14 protein-coding genes and 1 pseudogene are annotated in these 16,774 nt (G+C 42.4%); 10 read left to right on the top strand and 5 right to left on the bottom strand.

From position 1 onward, the window contains the following. Nucleotides 1-55: 55 nt before the first annotated feature. The 10 genes and pseudogenes from LK416_10940 (at nt 56) to LK416_10985 (ending at nt 8,732) form a co-directional block, all read left to right on the top strand. Nucleotides 56-1,255 (top strand): class I SAM-dependent rRNA methyltransferase, encoded by a 1,200-nt coding sequence (locus LK416_10940; protein ID UEA74165.1) that lies wholly within the window; start codon nt 56-58, stop codon nt 1,253-1,255. A 63-nt stretch (nt 1,256-1,318) separates the two neighbouring features. Beyond that, on the top strand, nt 1,319-1,924 hold the full coding sequence (locus LK416_10945) for a transglutaminase family protein (GenBank protein ID UEA74166.1): 606 nt from the start codon (nt 1,319-1,321) through the stop codon (nt 1,922-1,924). Between the two features lie 206 nt (nt 1,925-2,130). After that, entirely contained in the window at nt 2,131-2,760 is a 630-nt protein-coding gene (gene upp, locus LK416_10950) for a uracil phosphoribosyltransferase (protein UEA74167.1), read from the top strand. Nucleotides 2,761-2,776: 16 nt separating this feature from the next. Continuing rightward, nucleotides 2,777-3,718: an HD domain-containing protein gene (locus LK416_10955; GenBank protein ID UEA74168.1), complete on the top strand. Its 942-nt coding sequence runs from the start codon at nt 2,777-2,779 to the stop codon at nt 3,716-3,718. A 19-nt stretch (nt 3,719-3,737) separates the two neighbouring features. Beyond that, nucleotides 3,738-5,189, top strand: a complete 1,452-nt coding sequence (gene rlmD, locus LK416_10960; protein UEA74169.1) for a 23S rRNA (uracil(1939)-C(5))-methyltransferase RlmD — start codon at nt 3,738-3,740, stop codon at nt 5,187-5,189. A gap of 392 nt (nt 5,190-5,581) precedes the next feature. After that, nucleotides 5,582-5,692: pseudogene (locus LK416_10965) on the top strand (cell filamentation protein Fic). Nucleotides 5,693-5,746: 54 nt separating this feature from the next. After that, nucleotides 5,747-6,298 (top strand): histidine phosphatase family protein, encoded by a 552-nt coding sequence (locus tag LK416_10970; protein ID UEA74170.1) that lies wholly within the window; start codon nt 5,747-5,749, stop codon nt 6,296-6,298. Nucleotides 6,299-6,365: 67 nt separating this feature from the next. Further along, a complete protein-coding gene (locus LK416_10975) occupies nt 6,366-6,812 on the top strand; it encodes a hypothetical protein (protein UEA74171.1) in 447 nt (148 codons plus the stop codon). A 60-nt stretch (nt 6,813-6,872) separates the two neighbouring features. After that, nucleotides 6,873-7,349, top strand: coding sequence for a dihydrofolate reductase (locus LK416_10980; GenBank protein ID UEA74172.1), 477 nt, complete (start codon nt 6,873-6,875; stop codon nt 7,347-7,349). Nucleotides 7,350-7,364: 15 nt separating this feature from the next. Continuing rightward, nucleotides 7,365-8,732, top strand: a complete 1,368-nt coding sequence (locus LK416_10985; GenBank protein UEA74173.1) for an MATE family efflux transporter — start codon at nt 7,365-7,367, stop codon at nt 8,730-8,732. Nucleotides 8,733-9,010: 278 nt separating this feature from the next. On the opposite strand, the gene LK416_10990 is transcribed toward LK416_10985, so the two are convergent. The 5 genes from LK416_10990 to LK416_11010 form a co-directional block, all read right to left on the bottom strand. Continuing rightward, the gene (locus LK416_10990; GenBank protein ID UEA74174.1) at nt 9,011-10,309 is read right to left on the bottom strand and encodes a sensor histidine kinase; all 1,299 of its coding nucleotides are present in this window, start codon (nt 10,307-10,309) and stop codon (nt 9,011-9,013) included. Between the two features lie 95 nt (nt 10,310-10,404). Further along, the gene (locus LK416_10995; protein ID UEA74175.1) at nt 10,405-11,088 is read right to left on the bottom strand and encodes a response regulator transcription factor; all 684 of its coding nucleotides are present in this window, start codon (nt 11,086-11,088) and stop codon (nt 10,405-10,407) included. Nucleotides 11,089-11,343: 255 nt separating this feature from the next. Beyond that, nucleotides 11,344-11,883: a DUF4342 domain-containing protein gene (locus tag LK416_11000; protein UEA74176.1), complete on the bottom strand. Its 540-nt coding sequence runs from the start codon at nt 11,881-11,883 to the stop codon at nt 11,344-11,346. Between the two features lie 111 nt (nt 11,884-11,994). Next, nucleotides 11,995-12,798, bottom strand: a complete 804-nt coding sequence (locus LK416_11005; GenBank protein ID UEA74177.1) for a hypothetical protein — start codon at nt 12,796-12,798, stop codon at nt 11,995-11,997. Nucleotides 12,799-12,873: 75 nt separating this feature from the next. Next, entirely contained in the window at nt 12,874-16,560 is a 3,687-nt protein-coding gene (locus LK416_11010) for a fibronectin type III domain-containing protein (GenBank protein ID UEA74178.1), read from the bottom strand. Nucleotides 16,561-16,774 lie beyond the last annotated feature (214 nt).

Here is a 16,774-nt window from a genome sequence, read left to right on the forward strand (position 1 = left end):
AAAACATGCCATCCATGATATACTATGATTTATCAAAAAATGAACGAGGTGTAACATGAGCGCAATCGTAACATTAAAGAAGGGCGAGGGCAGAACCATCAAAGCCGGCGGCGCCTGGATTTATGACAATGAAATAGATACCATCATGGGGAGTTTTGAAAACGGAGATATCATCATTGTAAAAGACTTTGACGGATATCCGATGGGAAAGGGATTTATCAATACGAATTCCAAGATCACTGTCCGTATGCTGACACGTCACGTCGATACCGAGATCAATGAAGATTTCTTCCGCATGCGTCTGCAGGCAGCATGGGATTATCGTAAGAAAACCGTAGATACAAGCAGCTGCCGTATCGTATTTGGCGAGGCAGACTTCCTGCCCGGTATTGTGATTGACAAATTTGAAGATGTGCTGGTCGTTGAGTCACTTGCACTTGGAATTGACAGAGTTAAAAATTTGTTAATAAATATTTTAAAAAATGTCCTTAAATCAGATGGTATAATAATCAAAGGTGTTTATGAGCGTAGCGATGCTAAAGTTAGAATAAATGAAGGGATGCAGCCATTCAAGGGATTCATTGGGGATGAATTCGACACGAACGTGGAAATTATTGAAAATGGCGTACACTATATTGTTGACGTAAAAGACGGTCAGAAGACCGGCTTCTTTCTTGACCAGAAATACAACCGACTTGCGATCCAGCGTCTTTGTAAGGATGCAAAAGTTCTTGACTGTTTCACACACACAGGCTCTTTTGCGCTGAACGCCGGAATTGCCGGTGCCACAAGCGTACTGGGTGTAGATGCTTCCGCACTTGCGGTCAAACAGGCACAGGAAAATGCAAAGCTGAACCATCTGGAGGATTCGGTTACATTTATCTGTAAAGATGTCTTTGATCTGCTCCCTGAACTGGAAGAACAGGGCGAGAAATTCGACGTTGTAATTCTGGATCCACCTGCATTTACAAAATCACGCAACTCAATTAAAAACGCTGTAAAAGGTTATCGGGAAATAAATCTGAGAGCCATGAAGCTCGTTAAAGATGGCGGCTTTCTTGCCACCTGTTCATGCTCCCATTTCATGGACTATGAACTCTTTACAAAAACCATCGGGCAGGCTGCTTCCAACTCTCACAAACGACTGAGACAGGTTGAATTCCGTACTCAGGCTCCTGATCATCCGATTCTGTGGGCTGCAGATGAATCATATTATCTGAAGTTCTACATATTTCAAGTAACCAGCGACAAATAGCTGGAGTTTCAGAGATTGGTCCTCTGTCATTTATCTTACTTGTAATACTTTTGGGAGGTAAACATGAAGCTAATACAGAGAAATAGGGATGCAGCATATCTACAGTATGATAAATATGTCGATTTCGACAATCCCATGGTTATGGAGAAGGCTATGGATCTTACCAAAAACTGCAGATCTGTTTACGAAAAAATAGAAACCATATATTATTTTGTCAGAGATGAAATTGATCACACCTGGGACGCCAAAGATTCCACGATCACGATCTCTGCATCAGATGTTCTGGAAAAGAAAACCGGTATCAGCTATTCAAAGGCAAATCTGTTAGCCGCACTGATGCGTGCAAATGGTATTTACACCGGATTCTGCTACCAGAGGATCAAACGATTCACATATGATAACAAGCTGGCACTTCATGCACTGAATGCAGTATTTGAACCGGATGTCAAGAAATGGATCCGCTTGGACGCCAGAGGGAACAATTACCAGTTTCAAGCTGATTTCTCGATCAACGAACGAAATCTTGGATATGAGATCCGACCGGAGCTTGGTGAATTTGAATTCGACGATCTGATCGCGGTTCCTCTTCCATCGACAATGGCAGTTCTGGAAAAGAGCACAAATGCGATCAAAATGTACTATAACGATCTGCCGGACTACAACGATTAATATTATATTTTACAAAATCATCGGTCCTGCCGACCGACAGTTTTTCCTGATCATTCTAAAAACTGTTCTGTTGGCGCGGTCGATGATTTTTTATGTCTGTCTGAAATGATTTCCGTTGATTTTTCCGGTATCGCAGGGTTTAATTTCCTGTTGTCTTATGGTAGAATTATACACAGTTAAAAATTTTACGAAAAGGGGTTACCGATATGAGTAATGTCACAATTATGAATCATCCTTTGATCAAACACAAAATATCAATGTTAAGAAACGAGAACACCGGAACAAATGAATTCCGTACACTTGTAGAAGAAATCGCTATGCTTATGGGCTACGAAGCACTTCGTGATCTGCCTACAGAAGATGTAGAGATCAAGACTCCGATCGAAACCTGCAAATCTCCTATGATCGCAGGCAAAAAGATGGCAGTTGTACCGATCCTCCGTGCCGGTCTTGGCATGGTAAGCGGCATCCTTGCTCTGGTTCCATCAGCAAAGGTTGGACACATTGGGCTCTACAGAGACCCGAAGACACACGAGCCGCATGAGTATTACTGTAAACTGCCGGATCCGATCGAGCAGAGAACAATCCTTGTTGTTGATCCAATGTTAGCAACCGGCGGTTCCGGTTCCGAAGCTGTTTCATTTATCAAACAGCACGGCGGCAAGAATATCAAATTCATGTGTATCATCGCTGCTCCTGAAGGTCTGGAAAGACTTCAAAAGGATCACCCGGACATCCAGATCTATGTTGGTCAGCTTGACAGATGCTTAAATGAAAATGCTTACATCTGCCCGGGTCTCGGTGATGCCGGCGACAGAATTTTCGGAACAAAATAACAGGAAGGCTTACATTATGAGATATATACACGAGCTTCGCGAAGGCGAAATGGTTTCAGAGGTTTACCTCTGCAAAAACAAGATCACAGGAAAGACAAAATCAGGTAAATCCTACTATTCTCTGCAGCTGGTAGATGCCAGCGGAACAATGGATGGTAAGATCTGGGAACTGAACAGCGGAATTGGGCATTTTGAATCCATGAACTATGTTAAGGTTGACGGTCAGGTTACCTCATTTAACAACACTCTCCAGTTGACAATTAAGAAGATCCGTATCGCTGAAGAAGGGGAATACGATATCAACGACTATATGCCATGCACGAAGAAAAATGTCGATGAAATGTTTGACAAGCTGCTTGGCATTATCGCAACGATCGAAAAACCTTACTACAAAAAGCTTCTGGAAAGCTTCTTTGTAGAGGACAAAGCTCTTGCAAAAGAATTCAAAAAGCATTCGGCTGCCAAATCCATTCATCATGGATTTGTCGGCGGTCTGTTAGAGCACACTCTGGCAGTTACCAGCATGTGTGACTACTACACTACATACTACCCGATCTTAAATCGTGACCTGCTCCTGACTGCTGCCATGCTTCATGACATCGGCAAGGTCTATGAGCTTTCAACATTCCCGGAAAATGATTACACAGATTCCGGTCAGTTACTTGGTCACATCGTAATGGGTACTATGATGATCCGCGACAAGATTCGTGATTCTGTTCCGGAATTTCCTGCAAAGGAAGCAAACGAACTGGAGCACTGTATCCTCTCCCACCACGGCGAACTGGAATACGGCTCTCCAAAGAAGCCTGCCCTGATCGAAGCACTTGCATTATCATTTGCCGATAATACAGATGCCAAGATCCAGACATTCATGGAAGCATTAGACAGCAAGGACGAGACCGGCTGGCTTGGTTACAATAAAATGATAGAAAGTAATATCCGCAGATCTACAAAATAAAGGATACGATATTTATTTTATGGAACTTAAAAAGAACAGTATATATACAATAGAAATAACGGACATGGGAAATGAGGGAGAAGGCATCGGCCATCTCTCTCTTTCTGATGTAGCAAATAACAAAACAGGCACAGACATTTCCACGAAAGCTTCATCCGAAGATGGAAATAACGTGCAGAATATCACTGTATTTGTCAAAGATACAGTGATCGGTGACGTAGCCGAGATCTCGATCATGAAAGCAAAAAAATCGATCGCCTACGGACGGCTGGTTCGCCTGATCACACCATCCCCTTACCGCGTAACTCCGGTCTGCCCAGTCGCAAAGAGCTGTGGTGGATGCAGTCTTCAGCACATTTCCTATGAGAAGCAGTTGGAATACAAATGGAATAAAGTAAGAGAATGTCTGCGCCGGATCGGCAAGATTGAGAATCCCGATACTCTGATGGAACCAATCTATGGTATGAAAGAACCATACCACTATCGAAATAAAGCACAGTTTCCGGTTGGCAGAGACAAAAACGGCAATATCGTGATCGGCTTCTATGCCGGCAGAACCCATTCGATCATCGATTCCGATACCTGTGCGATCGGTGCAGAAGTAAATGATCAGATTCTGCCGATCATCCGTGCATTTCTCACGGAATATAACATTTCCACTTATAACGAAACAACCGGACAGGGTCTGGTACGTCATATTCTGACTCGTGTTGGGTTTACAACCGGCGAAGTTATGGTCTGTCTCATCGTAAATGGAAAAAAACTACCTCATGCAGATGAACTCATCTCCCGTCTGACAAAAATTTCCGGAATGACTTCAATCTGCCTGAACATCAATACAGAAAAAACAAATAAGATTCTTGGACCAACCTGCAAAACACTGTGGGGCAGTCCATACATCACAGATTATATCGGCAATGTAAAATACCGGATTTCACCTCTGTCCTTCTATCAGGTAAACCCTGTGCAGACTAAGGTACTTTATGAAAAAGCATTGGAATATGCAGATCTGAACGGCGAGGAAACCGTCTGGGATATGTACTGCGGCATCGGAACCATCTCCCTGTTTCTTGCTCAGAAAGCAAAACAGGTATACGGTGTGGAGATCGTTCCTCAGGCAATCCTGGATGCCCGTAAAAATGCGGAACTTAACGATATCCACAACGTCGAATTCTTTACCGGAAAAGCGGAGGAAGTCGTTCCTGCCATTTACGAAAAAGGCGGCGATGGTTCCCATGCAGATGTCGTCGTTGTCGATCCACCAAGAAAAGGCTGTGACAAGGTACTCCTTGACACCCTGATCCGGATGAATCCAAAACGGCTTGTCTATGTAAGCTGCGATCCCGCAACCCTTGCCCGTGACATCGCCATCCTCACTCCCGCCGGCTACCACCTCGAAAAAGTCGCTGTCGTCGACCAGTTTGGCCACACCGGGCACGTTGAGTCCGTAGTTCTGCTGTCACGAGCATAGCGAAGTGAGAGCAGATTACGGAGGACCATGCAAGGCACGCCCAAGAGAACGAGTTAAAAACGAAGTTCGATTGGATGCGGGCTACTGCTGAAACTTGCGTTCTCTTAGAGAAGACAAGTGCAACGCACGAAGTCTGAACTTAGAAACGCAGTTGTTCTGGCGAGCGAAGCGAGAGCAGAACCTCCTTGAACCTTGTCAAGGAGCGTTAGCGACGCAGAGAAGCATTAGCACTGACCATGCGATAGCTGTCCACGATTGGCGTGCACGAAGTGCAAAGACAGCGTAGGAAAGAGGAATGTGTAATGCTCCAGATTATGTCCTTAGGCTGTTGGCATACTATATTAAAACGGAAAACATGGTGAAAGATAAGAGCAACGAGAAAATATGAGAAATTTGGAAATGATACAGTCTGGTTATCACTTGACCAGATGGCAGAACTGTTTCAAAGGGATAAATCAACTATATCGAGACATATTAAAAAGATATTTGAGGAAAGAGAATTGGATGCTTGTCAGACATTCGGAAGATAAAAAATTATATCTATAGGAGATACAACAATGTTATACATCATGCGACATGGAAAAACAGACTGGAATGCCATGCGGAAACTACAAGGTCGGACAGACATTCCATTAAATGAAGAAGGACGCCAGATGGCGGAGCATGCCAGAACAGAATATGCCGATATCCATTTTGATATCTGCTACTGCTCTCCCCTTATCCGAGCAAAGGAAACAGCCGAGATCGTATTAAAAGGGCGGAACATTCCGATCATAACGGACGACCGGTTAAAAGAAATGAGTTTTGGCAGCTATGAAGGAACCGCAAACTGCATAACTACTCCCGGCTGTCCAATAAAAGATCTCTTTCTTGATCCGGCAAACTATAAAGTTCCAAAGGATGGTGGAGAAAGCTTTAAACAGCTATTTGCGAGAACAGGAGAATTCCTAAAAGCGGTTGTAAAACCACAATTAGACGAAGGAAAGGATGTCCTGATTGTCGGACATGGAGCTATGAATTCCAGTATCATCTGTCAGGTCAAAGGGATCCCGCTGTCAGAATTCTGGAGTGCAGGAATCGAGAACTGCAAACTGAAACGTATACTATAAATATCATTTATAAATCCAAACAAAAGCAACACATTTCATTCAATAGCAAATGAGGAGATATTTGAAAATGAAGACCTACAACTTCTATGGTTGGAAACAGGCAACCGTTCCTGCCATAACAAACAAGTATAAAGGAATCCATACACCACAGGATCTGTATGACAGATTATCTGATATCTGGTGCGCTGATACTTGCGCACCAAGACTACGTGATGGCTGGACACCGGAGAATAAAACCTTGGGGCAGTGTTCTATCACAGCATTTCTGGTTCAGGACATCTTTGGCGGCAAGGTGTATGGCATCCTGCGTCCCGGCGGAAACTATCATTGCTATAACAATGTCAACGGTCATATATTTGACCTGACCAGTGAACAGTTTGGTGATGAGACTCTTTCTTATAAGAACAATCCTGAGCAGTTCCGTGAAGTACATTTTGCAAAAGAAGAAAAACGTTTAAGATATGAATATCTGAAACAACAACTGGCATGCTTAAACCAGCAATCCACTTGCTGATTTTCGTAAGATCAGGTATGCTGAAAAATAAATATGACATCTGAGAAAGGAACCCATACTATGATAGGATTAATCGTCGCACGTTCAAAAAATAATGTAATCGGAAAAAACGGCCAGATCCCATGGCGGATCAAAGGAGAACAGAAACAATTTAAAGAACTGACAACAGGGAATACTGTGGTTATGGGACGTAAGTCATATGAAGAGATCGGACATCCTCTCCCGAACCGAATGAATATCGTTGTGTCAAATACTGCCAATTACTCCGGTGAAAACCTGCTTACCGTTCATTCCTTACAGGAAGCTCTTGATGCTGTAAAAGAGGGAAATGTCTATATCTCCGGTGGATATGGGCTGTTCAAAGAGGCACTTCCACTGGTTGATACGATGTATATCACAGAAGTTGATACTGTCGTTGAAGACGGAGATGTCTTCTTCCCAGAATTCAATGCAGATGAATTCGATATTACAACTGGCGAATCCGGTGGTGACGACATTATATTTACCCGCACGACCTACACCCGCAAGAAACTGTAAACAAGGACAACTCACATGAATACACAGACAACGAATGAAAATCCTCTCGGCACTCAACCCGTAAAAAAATTATTAATGCAATTTGCTATTCCAAGTATAGTAGCCATGCTGGTCAGCTCTCTTTATAACATTGTTGACCAGTTTTTCATTGGGCGAAATGTCGGTGAACTCGGAAATGCCGCAACCAATATTTCATTTCCACTTTCCATATCCTGTATCGCGATCGCTCTGCTGTTCGGCATCGGCGGCGCATCTGCTTTTAATCTGGCTATGGGAAAAGGAGAAAAGGAAAAAGCAGTTTATTATATCGGCAATTCCGCTGTCATGCTCTTTGGCTGTGGTGTGATTTTAACTACGATCACCCTGCTGTTCTTAGAGCCTCTGCTCCGTTTCTTTGGATCTCCCGACAATGTACTTTCCTATGCAAAAACTTACACAGGCATTGTTGCGATTGGATTTCCTTTTCTGATCCTCACGACCGGAAGCGGTCATCTGATCCGCGCAGATGGCAGACCAAAGATTAGCATGATCTGTAACCTTACCGGAGCCGTAATCAACACCATCTTAGATGCTCTGTTTGTATCCGTTCTTCAGATGGGTATGACAGGCGCAGCCATCGCAACCGTTATCGGTCAGGTAATATCCGCCGGTCTTGTCATCTGGTTTTTATCCCACTGTAAGACTGTAACGATAAGAAAAGAACATCTCCGCATCAGTAGACCGATCATAGCGAGAGTCACATCCCTTGGTACTGCTCCTTGCAGCAATCAGCTTGCCATGATGATCGTACAGATCATTATGAACAAATCTCTCAAATACTATGGCTCCCTTTCCATCTATGGCGAAGCAATCCCTATCGCCTGTGCCGGAATTATCACAAAAGTAAATCAGGTATTTCTATCTCTGATTATCGGTATATCACAAGGCTTACAGCCAATCACCAGCTATAACTACGGTGCAGGAAAATACAAACGGGTAAAGTCTGCCTATCTGTTCGCCTCTACCTGTGGATTTGTGATCGCGCTCATTGCGTTTCTATTATTCCAGTTTGTGCCAAGGCAGATCATATCCATTTTCGGAAATGGCTCCGAAAGCTACTTCCAGTTTTCGATCAGCTATTTTCGTATTTTTCTGTTCTTTACGTTTATAAACTTTATGCAGCCGATCACTTCGAACTTCTTTACATCGATCGGCAAACCGAAAAAAGGAACATTCCTGTCATTAACCAGACAGATCCTGTTCCTTCTTCCATTATTAATTATTCTGCCGCTTTTTATGGGTATTGATGGCATTATGTATTCCGGCCCTATCGCCGATGGACTTGCCGGAGCGGTCGCCATCTTCATGGTCTTTAACGAATTCCGCACCAGACCTTTCCGCTAAAGAGGTTGTTGTTGTTCAACCTCTACTTTTTGCCATGATATTTTGGCTCTGCTGGTATGGACATATACAAAGACCGTTCCGTTTTCTGCTCGGATTTGCACGCTTATTGCCAGCAGTCGCCCAAACTCACCCTTACGGGTTCAGACATGGGCTTGGTGCTGACAGCTAGTGCAAACCTCACAACGAAAACTTCACTGATGTCTTATGTATATATCCATACCAGCAGAGCCAAAATATCACAACTATAAATAACACAAGAATCATCAACAACCTCTTGTTTACTCACACATCGGGAAACGGACAATAAATCGGGTGCCGATCTCCGGACGGGATACGACCTGGATCGTGCCGGAGTGAGCATCGACGATCCATTTGGCTATGGAAAGTCCCAGGCCGGAACCGCCGGTCTCGCTGTTTCTCGCTTCGTCCGATCGGTAGAATCGTTCAAAGATATGAACGACATCTGACGACTCCATTCCGATGCCCTCATCCTGAATCATATAACTGACATAACCGGATTCCAGCATAACTCCTAATGTAATATCCGCACCATCCGAAGAATACTTTGCCGCATTCTGTACAAAGATCCGGATGGACTGTTTGATCATGGCTATATCACCTGTCATATATGCAGGATCTGTTCCACGAAACAGATAGCGGTGCTTCTCATCGATCATCTGGGATTCCTCCCAGACCTCACTGACCATCTGATTCAGATCCAGTTTCACTTTATTCAGAGTATTTCTTCCGCTGTCACCCCGCGCAAGGAACAGAAGCTGTTCTACCAGCTCCTTCATGTGCTGGGACTCATTCTTAAGGGCTTCGATGGATTCTGTCAGAACCTTTTCATCCTCTTTTCCCCATCGATCCAGCATATTCACGTATCCCTGGATCACAGCAATAGGTGTCCGAAGCTCATGTGATGCATCCGATACAAACCGTACCTGCCGCCTTTCGTTTTCCTTCATATTCCGAAGCAGGTTATTCAACGCGATCTCAATACTTTTCAATTCCTTGTCTCCGGTATGGACTCCCTGTTCGGCATCATCCGGAGAAATATGTGATATTGCCTGTTCCAGATGATCCATCTGATTCTGGTCAAATGTCTTTGCAGACTTCTTATCGGAACGTTTCTTCTGATCCTCCATACCATTTTGCTCAAATGACATCTTACTGATCTGTTCTGCCTTTACCGCCAGATCATTTAACGGCTTCAGCTTTCTTCTGACAACAGAAGTCCGGAATAACGCAAAGAACAACACAAATCCTTCTGCCGATAACAGTATGATTCCCGGTACAGCTACCAGATCCCTTACATCCCGGAAATCATATGCATATGATTTCCGGTCATTTCCATCGATCACATATTCCAGTGTATGCTTTTCTTGATTGACATTAAAATAATAATGCTCACCTGTTACCTGATCCGGAAGCTTTGTGGTACACCAGTACATCCAGGTTCCCATAATAAGAAAGGCAATGATAATATTGATTCCTATTACATTGCCTACTTCCTTCAGCCAGAAGCTGATATTTATTTTTCTGGCGATCGAGGTCATCCTCTTATTTTCATTCATCCGTGATACCTTTTCTTATACATTCTTTCAATCTTGCTCTTGTTTCTGCATCTACCCTTATCATCAGACCGTATACTCTATCCCGTTACACCTTCCTATGATTCCCTGATCACATAGCCTACGCCTCGTACCGTTGTGATCAGCTTGATACCGAACCGGTCATCGATCTTCGTACGCAGATACCGGATATATACATCTATGATATTTGTCTCACCGACATACTCATAACCACAGACAATATTCATCAGCTTTTCCCGATCCATGACGATATTCTTATTCTCCATCAGAGTATGCAGCAGCTCAAATTCCCGATTGGTAAGCTCCACCGGTTCTCCCGCCACCATAACCTCATGCCGGTCGGTATCCAGGCTGACCCCATGGATCTCTAGCTTATGTGTCTCCTGCCGGTCGGTGCTTTTCCGCTTCAGCGCTACACGGATACGAGCCAGAAGTTCTTCGATCGCAAATGGCTTCGTAATGTAATCATCCGCTCCCGCATCCAGCCCGGACACCTTGTCCATTACCGCATCCCTTGCAGTAAGCAGCAGGATCGGAACATTATTTCCTTCTTTACGAATACGGCGAAGGACCTCCAGACCATTTAGCCTTGGAAGCATAACATCCAGCACGATCAGGTCAGCATGTTCTGATAGTGCCAGATCCAGACCTGTCCGCCCGTCAAATGCCTTTATTACTTCATAGCCTTCATGAACCAATTCCAGCTCTACAAATCTGGCAATCTTTTCTTCATCCTCTACAATCAAAATCTTCCGGCTCATCTCTACTCCTTGTTGTGACGATTTATTTTAAGGGAGTATCTTGAGTACCTATGTCCATATTCTGACATACTATTATTCCGCAAGACGCTCTCGCTCTGTTGCTCATGTAGCGGTTCTAACCGCTCCACTCCGTGGATCGCTAAGTACCGACATTCGCAAAGGCTTGCTGCATAATAGTATATCAGAACATGGACAATGTATTTTCGTTTCATGTCCCTTAAAATAAATCTGTGTATTGTAAATTAATCTCTCACATTAGTTCTTGTTAATGTCTGTCTTAATAGTTTCTACCGTATCCGCAACCTTGTCGCAGGCACTGTTCAGGTCTACATTGATATTGTCGATTCCTGCAAAATGGTATCTGCATTCACAGAATAAACCGACCACTAATAACGGGATCGTGATCCAGAATGCGAAGATAATCGCAAGTATCAATACCAGAACAGGTACATTCACCATAGTGCTGCCACGTCTTTCTATGATGAACTTGGAATCAACGCTTTTCTTCAAAAGTCTTCCACACCAGGAAAAGAACTGATCCATCATCTGACCAAAGGTCTTTTTATTGCAGTCTCTGGTATATTCCTGCTGTGCCTGTTCGAATTCTGTTGATGTCTGCTGTGCCTGTTCCGTCGTGTAATCGGTTACTTCCGGTGCTTTTACCTTACCTTTCTTTTCCAAATAAATGATCGCATCCAGCACATCATAATTATTTGCTTCTAATGCCTCCTTGGCTTCCTCATAGCTGACACCTGTTTTTTCTCTTAACTTTTCTACTTTTTCTAAATTATCCATATCTTTTTCCTTCTTTCTCTATTCTCTCCTCAGCTGATGGTATTACTATACCAACCACGAATTAATCTAAAATAGGAGAAAGATTAAAATCAGATTAAAAATCTGACCATTTTATTTTAAAGCTGCTTTTTCGATGGAATAACTGTCAATCAGCTCATCCTCTGCCGTATAGATAGATACGCTTGCGGTTAACTCTTTTATACTTGCCGGATCTGTTACATCACACAGAAGCTTTCCATATGTATGCCCAAGAGCCTCTGTCATATAGGATGGTTCTTCGTCCGTTCCATTTACAAGGATAGTGTCAAATGTTGCCTGAATTAATTCATCTGTCTTATTATAGATTTCAAATGCCAGGCAAGTCTCTGCATCCTCACCCTCTCCGTCAGTCTCTATACCTGTATATGCAATGGTAATCTTATCATTATCAAACACCTGAACTGCACCATCCTTTAATGTAAAGCTCTGATCACCCGAAGCTTCTGCCTTACCAGATAAAGGAACATCCTTAACCTCATAATGTCCAACTGTTTCTCCCGCATCGTTATCAATAAAAAGTATACCATTCAATACGGAAACTGCTTTATCACACTCAATCATACACACATCTTCTTCTGTTGCATTTGCTTCCAGTTCAGGACCAAACAATGGCTGTATCGTCTCTCCGTTAATTGCTACATCCCCAAAATAAATATTAACAGGATCACCCGTCTTATTGGAAACAGTAAACATCATACCATCAGCTTCCTTGTCATATCCTGTATATGTAAGAGTCACTTTGTCATTATCTAGCACAATGACAGTTACATTCTCCTCTTCTGTTGATGATTCTGTCTTTTGTTCCTTTTTTCCACAACCACACAGACTTGCAAATACACACAAGCCAGCTGCCAGAATATAATGTCTTCTTTTCATAATAATTCATCCTCCACATTTCTATCAAAACCGGGGTACACCACTTCTATCTGATGCGCCCCGATTTTTCACATATTATTTTTTTATTTTGACCTTAGTATAACTGCTCCATGCAGAATATGTCTTTTTCGAACCTGACTTCTGATAAGAACGTATTCTGACATAATATGTCTTTCCCTTTTTCAATTTCTTAATTACTGCTTTATCGGAAGATTTAACTATATTTGTCATCTTTGTCCCTTTTGCAAAAGTCTTGCCGGTAGAATACTGAATTTGATAACCGGAAATCTTCTTCTGCTTTTTCCACGTTACTGAAAGCTTTCTTCCCTTCTGGTTCGCAATCTTTAACTTAGTTGGTGCAGTCAGACGAAGGATCTTCTTTTCTTTACTAACCGCCTTTGCCGTCTGTCCGTTCACAGATTTATAAGATTCTATTCTATAACTATAAACTGTGCCATGCTTTGACTTCACTGTTGAATCTGTATAAGTAGTCTTCGAAGCGCCCTTTACTATCTTAATCTTTTTCCATGACTTAGAACCTGAATTTTTACGATAAACAACATAACCGGTAGCATCAGAAACCTTCTTCCATGTAAGTTTGACACCTGTTGCTTTGTTTTCCACCTTGGAAATAGTTGTCTTATTTACCGTGATTATTGCAGGTACATCAACCGGCTCCGTCTTACCGCCGTCGCCCGGCTTGGTCTCACTTCCGTCTCCCGGTTTGGTCTCACTTCCGTCTCCCGGTTTCGTCTCACTTCCGTCTCCCGGCTTGGTCTCACTTCCGTCTCCCGGCTTTGTCTCACTTCCGTCGCCCGGTTTTGTCTCACTTCCGTCATCTTTCTTTGCTTCTATTATGGTAAATGTCTTTGTTACATAACCAATATAGTTGCCGGTTCCTGTTACTGTTATAGTCGCAGTTCCTACCTCAATATTATCTGTATAATCAACTATATACTCTATAGCATTTTTTAATACTGTTCCGTCTGAAAGCGTCACGGTTGCCTCTGGCCTGATCTCCTTACTTATGTACTCATAGCATTCCTGTGGAATCGTGACATTTGCACCTGTAATACCTTTTCGTGCAATCTCAAATGTCTTCTCTGCCGTACCGCCATAGTTTCCTTTTCCGGATACAACTACTCGCGCCGTTCCGGCATCAATACAATCTTCATAAGAAATAGTATAATCCACATTCTCTACCAGAGTTTTTCCAGCAAATACAACTGTCGCCTTTGGTGTATTCCTCCTGCCACTATAAATATACTGATCCATACTTAAGACTATTTCTGCATCCTTTATGTCTGCTCCTATGCCAAATGAACCATTTGCCTTACCTGTATAATTTCCCCGACCGATTACATTTACAGTTGCAGTTCCTATGTCTGTATTATCCTCATAAGATACAGTATAGTCTGTTCCAAATATCAATCCGGTTCCATCTGAAAGTGTTACAGTCACTTCCGGTTTTATCTCTGTACCCGTATATTCATAGCTTTCTTGCGGGATTGTAACATTTGCGCCTGTAATATCCTTTTGTGATATTATAAATGTTCCTTTTAATTCACCACTATAGTTGCCTGTTCCGGTTACGGTTACATTTGCTGTACCGGCATTTTTATTGTTTTCATATTTAACAGTATAATTTGATGCATCCAAATAATATTTGTTTCCTGTTGTCTCCGATATAACAACTTTGACTTCCGGTTCTTTCTCTGTGCCATCATAAATATAGGAATCCGGCTGAATTTCCAGTTTATATGATCCGATATCTATTGCCTCAATTATATAATTCAGATTTTTTGACCCTGCAAAGATTCCCTTGCCTGTTACAGTTACAACAGCATCTCCTACACCTGTATCATTCGTATAAGTTACTGTATAATCTGTATTTTGTATCAGATCCTGTCCTTTATATGCTACTGTTACCACAGGTTTCTTACTGGAACCATCATATACATATTGATCCTGTGATAAAGATATCTGGCAGTCATCCAGACTCACTTCGCCTTCCTTACCGATGCGGAATGTAGTAGCTTTCTTACAGGAAGGATTATACTTTGGATAAATGCTGATCTTCACAATACCCGGTTTAAGCATATTAACGGTTCCACTTTCATCTGTCAGATTACTGACTGTTGCGATACTTGTATCTGAAGATTCCCATACCATCTCGCTATTCTGATTGGTGGAATCAGATTCAGATGAATAGGTCTGATTTCTTAACAGGAACTTGAGCTTCGTACCTGTATCATATCTAGACTCATAATTGGTATAATAATAACCATTATCTGCAGATCCATACCAGTAAACGGCAAAAGACTTAACAACATATTCCGTATGCGACTGACCACATTTTGAACATGTTAATACCACTGATGCATCTGATGCATTTGTAGCACTCACCTGATAGCTATGCCCTAACACAACATTTTTTACTGTATAGTCTGACAGATCATTTATGTTGATCTGATAGAACTGCAATATTTCATTTTTCCATGTATACCAGACCAACTTATCTCCCGCAAGAACAGGAACGCAGTCTGACAGATCGCCGGCCAGACTATAGATAGCTCCAACCTGATTTCCGTTTCCATCAATCTTAGTATAGTATACAGAAGAACCTCTATGCCATAACAGCATATAACTGTTTGTTCCAATCTTCACAAATTGCGGTGTGTCAGTCGTACCCTGTCCTGCTGTATAATTGGTTATCTTATTTACTGTCACTGCATCTGTACTCTTAGATACAACACCTACAAATATATCCTGACCTGCTGAATATTTGGCAGTACTGTCAATATCAACGCTTCCGGCAGTCAGATATGCAGTGTCCGATATCTCAAATCCACCAACCGTCGCTCCCGTATAATTCGCACCCTTCGTTCCCTCAAATGCCACAATGTCTGTTGCTTTGCATGCAGAAGAATAAGAAATGCCCCTGGTGAAGCCGCTGGATGTAACTACTGATGGATACCTTACCAGAACGATAGATCTTGGATTTGCATCTCCATGATCAACCGCAACGATCTTACCATTCTCCATCTGAATAAACTGGTTAAATGAATGACTGACATAGCCATAATTTATATTCATAACTTTTGTAAATGAATCTGTGATCTTCATAGTAGATGTATCTACTTGAATCGTTACATTGGCCTGATGATTTACTCCATCAATAGCATACATTTCATGAGACGTACGAATCATCAGATAATTTCCATAGGCTGCCATTCTTGCAGAGCCGGCATCAAACGGGACTGTCGTATTTGCACCATACAGTCCACAGGAAGCTACCCGGTTCCAGTCCTTTGTATATTTTGTGATACGATACACTTCTACACTATCCGACTCGTTCTTATTGGTCTGACCGGAAAGAATATAATAATTCCCATTCATCTCATAAAATCCACCAAATAAAGGAAGTTCCTGCGGAACAATCTTCCGTCCGGTGATCGTAAAAGACGAATCAAAATATTCAACGACATAACCGTTGGCATCAGCCCCAGCCTGTACCCGCATATAAGTTCCATTCTCATATGTAAGATATGATCGGATCGGCTTTGCCCACTGACTATACTCATAGTTTTGATCTTCGATATTATCTCCTGTATAAGTTGTACAAGCAACCTCTGCCGCCTGTACCTGCTGTCCTCCACCAAGGCGGCCTGTTATTCCACCGGAAAGAATTCCTGCTGCCACTGTAAATCCGGTCACTACAGCAATGATGCTTTTCTTTAACCCCTGTACACCTTTTGTCATATGCCTCTCTCCTTTATAAAACTAATTACATCCTGCTCCATTTTCTCTCAATCTATCATAGCATCTGCAATGTGCCTTATTGCACATTGTGTTTCCCTAAAAAACAAAACCGCACCCCATATATCCTATACAACCGCCAAAGCCCGATGTAAACACGAAACTTGGTTCATTGTTTATACACAATAAGAATATACAGTGTGCAGTCTTGTTATTT

The organism is Lachnospiraceae bacterium GAM79, assembly GCA_020735665.1.
In the GTDB taxonomy this organism is placed as follows: Bacteria; Bacillota; Clostridia; order Lachnospirales; family Lachnospiraceae; genus Coprococcus.

Bases quoted from the DNA above. Each gene is read 5' to 3' on its own strand.
- LK416_11010 (UEA74178.1), bottom strand. From the start codon at position 16,560: ATGACAAAAGGTGTACAGGGGTTAAAGAAAAGCATCATTGCTGTAGTG.
- LK416_11000 (UEA74176.1), bottom strand. From the start codon at position 11,883: ATGGATAATTTAGAAAAAGTAGAAAAGTTAAGAGAAAAAACAGGTGTC.
- LK416_10970 (UEA74170.1), top strand. From the start codon at position 5,747: ATGTTATACATCATGCGACATGGAAAAACAGACTGGAATGCCATGCGG.
- LK416_10975 (UEA74171.1), top strand. From the start codon at position 6,366: ATGAAGACCTACAACTTCTATGGTTGGAAACAGGCAACCGTTCCTGCC.
- rlmD (UEA74169.1), top strand. From the start codon at position 3,738: ATGGAACTTAAAAAGAACAGTATATATACAATAGAAATAACGGACATG.
- LK416_10980 (UEA74172.1), top strand. From the start codon at position 6,873: ATGATAGGATTAATCGTCGCACGTTCAAAAAATAATGTAATCGGAAAA.
- upp (UEA74167.1), top strand. From the start codon at position 2,131: ATGAGTAATGTCACAATTATGAATCATCCTTTGATCAAACACAAAATA.
- LK416_10995 (UEA74175.1), bottom strand. From the start codon at position 11,088: ATGAGCCGGAAGATTTTGATTGTAGAGGATGAAGAAAAGATTGCCAGA.
- LK416_10990 (UEA74174.1), bottom strand. From the start codon at position 10,309: ATGAATGAAAATAAGAGGATGACCTCGATCGCCAGAAAAATAAATATC.
- LK416_11005 (UEA74177.1), bottom strand. From the start codon at position 12,798: ATGAAAAGAAGACATTATATTCTGGCAGCTGGCTTGTGTGTATTTGCA.
- LK416_10940 (UEA74165.1), top strand. From the start codon at position 56: ATGAGCGCAATCGTAACATTAAAGAAGGGCGAGGGCAGAACCATCAAA.
- LK416_10955 (UEA74168.1), top strand. From the start codon at position 2,777: ATGAGATATATACACGAGCTTCGCGAAGGCGAAATGGTTTCAGAGGTT.
- LK416_10985 (UEA74173.1), top strand. From the start codon at position 7,365: ATGAATACACAGACAACGAATGAAAATCCTCTCGGCACTCAACCCGTA.
- LK416_10945 (UEA74166.1), top strand. From the start codon at position 1,319: ATGAAGCTAATACAGAGAAATAGGGATGCAGCATATCTACAGTATGAT.